This is a genomic window from Mesorhizobium sp. M7D.F.Ca.US.004.03.1.1 (assembly GCF_003998635.1).
GTDB classification, from domain to species: Bacteria; Pseudomonadota; Alphaproteobacteria; order Rhizobiales; family Rhizobiaceae; genus Mesorhizobium; species Mesorhizobium loti.
This window is the reverse complement of record NZ_RZQG01000756.1, coordinates 1-2,920: the sequence shown is the minus strand read 5'-3', so window position 1 is coordinate 2,920 and position 2,920 is coordinate 1. Positions and strand designations below refer to the sequence as shown.

Here is a 2,920-nt window from a genome sequence, read left to right as displayed (position 1 = left end):
CCATCAGGCTGACCTGGTATTGATAACCGTTGAAAGTGACGACCATGTCGCCCGGCCGGTCGGCCAGCCAGGCAAAGCCCAGCCCGAGTGCGAAGACGACGATGAGGAAGGCGAGCAGGCGGATCATAGTGTTGCCCTCATGCCTTCATCGCGCCGGAGATCAGCGCGTCAACCTGGGTTTCGACCTCGATGCGTGCCTTCAGTTTGCCGGCAAAATCAGCGCCGGCAGCCTTGGCGGCTGCGGGCAGCGTGTCGTATTCACTGAGCGCCTTGGCGTAGTCGCCCTGGTTGACCGCCGCCTCCATGCGCGCGACGGTTTCCGGTGCACCGGCGCCCTCGACGGCGCCGATCGGCCTGACCTTGACCAGCGATTCGGCGCTCGACATCAGATTCTGCAGGAAGCCGGCATTCTCATCGACAGGCGTCGCAGCGGCGACCATGGCACTGGCGGCGGCATCCGCTTGCGTAGCGATCTCGGCGCGGGTCGGAACGCCCTTTTCGGCGTAGGTGCGCAAGATCGCAAGCTGCGGTGCGTCCGGCGAAATCGCGGCGAAGGTTTCGAGTTCGGCCGAGAACGGCGCGCCACGCTCGAGCGCCGCCTTCAATGCCGAGGCAGCGATGGCGAGCGCGATCTTCGGCTGTCCGGCCGCCGCCTCGACCTTGCCGGAAAGCTGCGACACCGACTGCTCCAGCGCGGTCAGCCGGCCATCCTGCGCCGTGGTCGCCTCGCCGACCGACTTCACCTGCGCGTCGAGACCAGCCAGTTTTTCGTTGAGCGGGCCGAGATCGACCGGGGCCGTGCTGCCGGCCTTGCCGAGCGCGGCGACCGCCGTTTCGATCTGCGCGACCTTGTCACCCAGTGCAGTGAGCCCGGCGGTGTCGCCTGCTCCACCTTTCTCGACCGCCGATTTCAGCGCCGCGACATCGGCCTTGACCTGCTCCAGGCCCGAGGACAGGCCGACCACCTTGGCCGCTGCATCGCTGTTGCCGCCAGAGTCCTTCAAGCCGGCGATTTCGACCTTCAGCGAAGCGATATCGCCATTGACGCCATCGAGCGAGACACTGGCGCCGGAGCCCGGTGCGCCGAGCAGGCCGGCAAACTGCAGCCCGCCGGCGCCGACCAGCGCGATGACACCGCCGATGATGCCGGCAGCGATGCCGTTGAGGCCGCCACGCTTTTCAGGGGGAGGTGCCGGCGCCATTCTGTCGTCCCGTGTCTCGGCTTCTGCCTTGCTGCTATCGGTCTGGGTGCGCTTTGCCGACGCATCCTCGAAACTGTAGTCGAAGGCTTTGGCGCGGTTGGGCGGAGCATCCGAACCGGGATAAGGGAGCTCTGGTTCGGCGGCCTTGGCTCCGGCATCTGCCGGCGCTTGCGTCTCCGCTGGCCCTGCGGCGGCATCCGCATGCTCCCAGGGCTCGAGATCGGTCTGGTCGGCATGAACCGGCTCTTCGGGAACTGCGGATCGAGAGGTTTCCGTGGCCTCCACTGGCGCTTCATCTGTGCCGGCCTGCGTCTTGGCGGCATCCTCGTCGGCGATGCGTGAGACGGCGCCCGGCTCCAGATCGATGGTCACCGGCTCGCGGCGGCTTTTTGAGTGTCGCATCTTCGGCGTCTTGACCATGCCTGGGCTCCGCACAATTCGCTTCGTCTCAACGCCCTGCGGCGCATGATGGTTCAGAAAGGGTCTAGCACATCACCAAGCGGTGAAAAGGGGCCGTGTGATGACGCGGCTCAGCTCACGCTCGCAAAAGCGCCAGCAGCGCTTCCTCGTCGGGCTGTGCGGCAATGCGGATTCTTTCGCTGGCGGTATCGTCGAGGACTGCCGCGATGCGGTTGGAAAGTGCGAAAAACCACGTTTTTTCAAAGAGCCCGTGCAGAGCGGGCCGTCTAGCCAGGACCTGCATCGCGGCAGCCGCCTTGGCTGAATAAAGCAGCACCGCATCGGCAGGTTGGCCGGACAGACGCTCGAGGATGGTTTCGTCCGAATAACCCATCTGTAGCGTGTCATATGTTTCGACGGCGTGGACCTGAACGCTCGCCGCCTTGAGCTCATGTTCGAAGGCCGGAAATCGCACGCGTCCACAGAGATAGACAATGGTCTTGCCCGAGAGATCAGCAGCAAGACTGCCGGCGAGACCTTCGGCATTGCCCGGGCCTTCGCTGACCGACAAGAACCCCGCTTTGCGCGCGGCTTCCGCCGTCCTTTTGCCGACGGCATGGCAAGGCAAGGCGGCGAGCGCCGCGATGACGTCTTCCGGCGCATGGCGCACGGCATTGGCGCTGGTGATGGCAACGGCGATGGCATCGTCCGGGACGAACCCGGGATCAACCGGCAGCGCCACCGTTTCGGTCAGAGGCAGAAGAATCGGCAGAAACCCTGTCTCCCGAAGCTGCCGCGCTGTGCGCGAGGCGCCCGGTTCCGGTCTCGTCACCAGGACGTGAAGCATTTCAGAGCCAGCCGTCGAAGAACTTTTCGCCGGCCTTGTCCCTCACCGTCCTGGCTGCTTCGGCGCCGATACGGGCGGCGTCTTGCGCCGGTCCCTGCAGCTCGACTGTGTGCGACAGCGTGCCGTCGGGCGATATGATCAGCCCTGCGAACGACAGTTTCCCGGCCTCGATCGCCGCATAACCAGCGATCGGCGTGCGACAGGAACCGTCGAGCGCCGCCAGGAAGGCGCGCTCGCAGGCCAGCGCCTGACCGGTCGGAACATCATGGATTGCCACCAGCATCTTTTCGGCATCGCGATCGCCGATGCGGGTCTCGATGCCGATCGCGCCTTGCCCTGGCGCCGGCGGGAAGAGGTCGATCGGCATCAGGTCGGTGGCGACATGCTCGAGCCCGAGCCGCTTCAGCCCGGCATAGGCGAGGATCGTGCCGGCGGCGACGCCTTCGTCCAGCTTGCGCAGGCGCGTCTGCAC

The 2,920-nt window shown here is 65.7% G+C and carries 2 protein-coding genes and 1 pseudogene; all 3 read right to left on the bottom strand.

Annotated features, from left to right (window positions below):
- Nucleotides 1–137: 137 nt before the first annotated feature.
- A complete protein-coding gene (locus EN935_RS29280) occupies nucleotides 138–1,622 on the bottom strand; it encodes a COG4223 family protein (RefSeq protein ID WP_127262235.1) in 1,485 nt (494 codons plus the stop codon).
- Between the two features lie 115 nt (nucleotides 1,623–1,737).
- Entirely contained in the window at nucleotides 1,738–2,448 is a 711-nt protein-coding gene (locus EN935_RS29275; RefSeq protein WP_127262236.1) for a uroporphyrinogen-III synthase, read from the bottom strand.
- Between the two features lies 1 nt (nucleotide 2,449).
- A pseudogene (locus EN935_RS29270) lies at nucleotides 2,450–2,920 on the bottom strand (hydroxymethylbilane synthase); the annotation flags it as partial.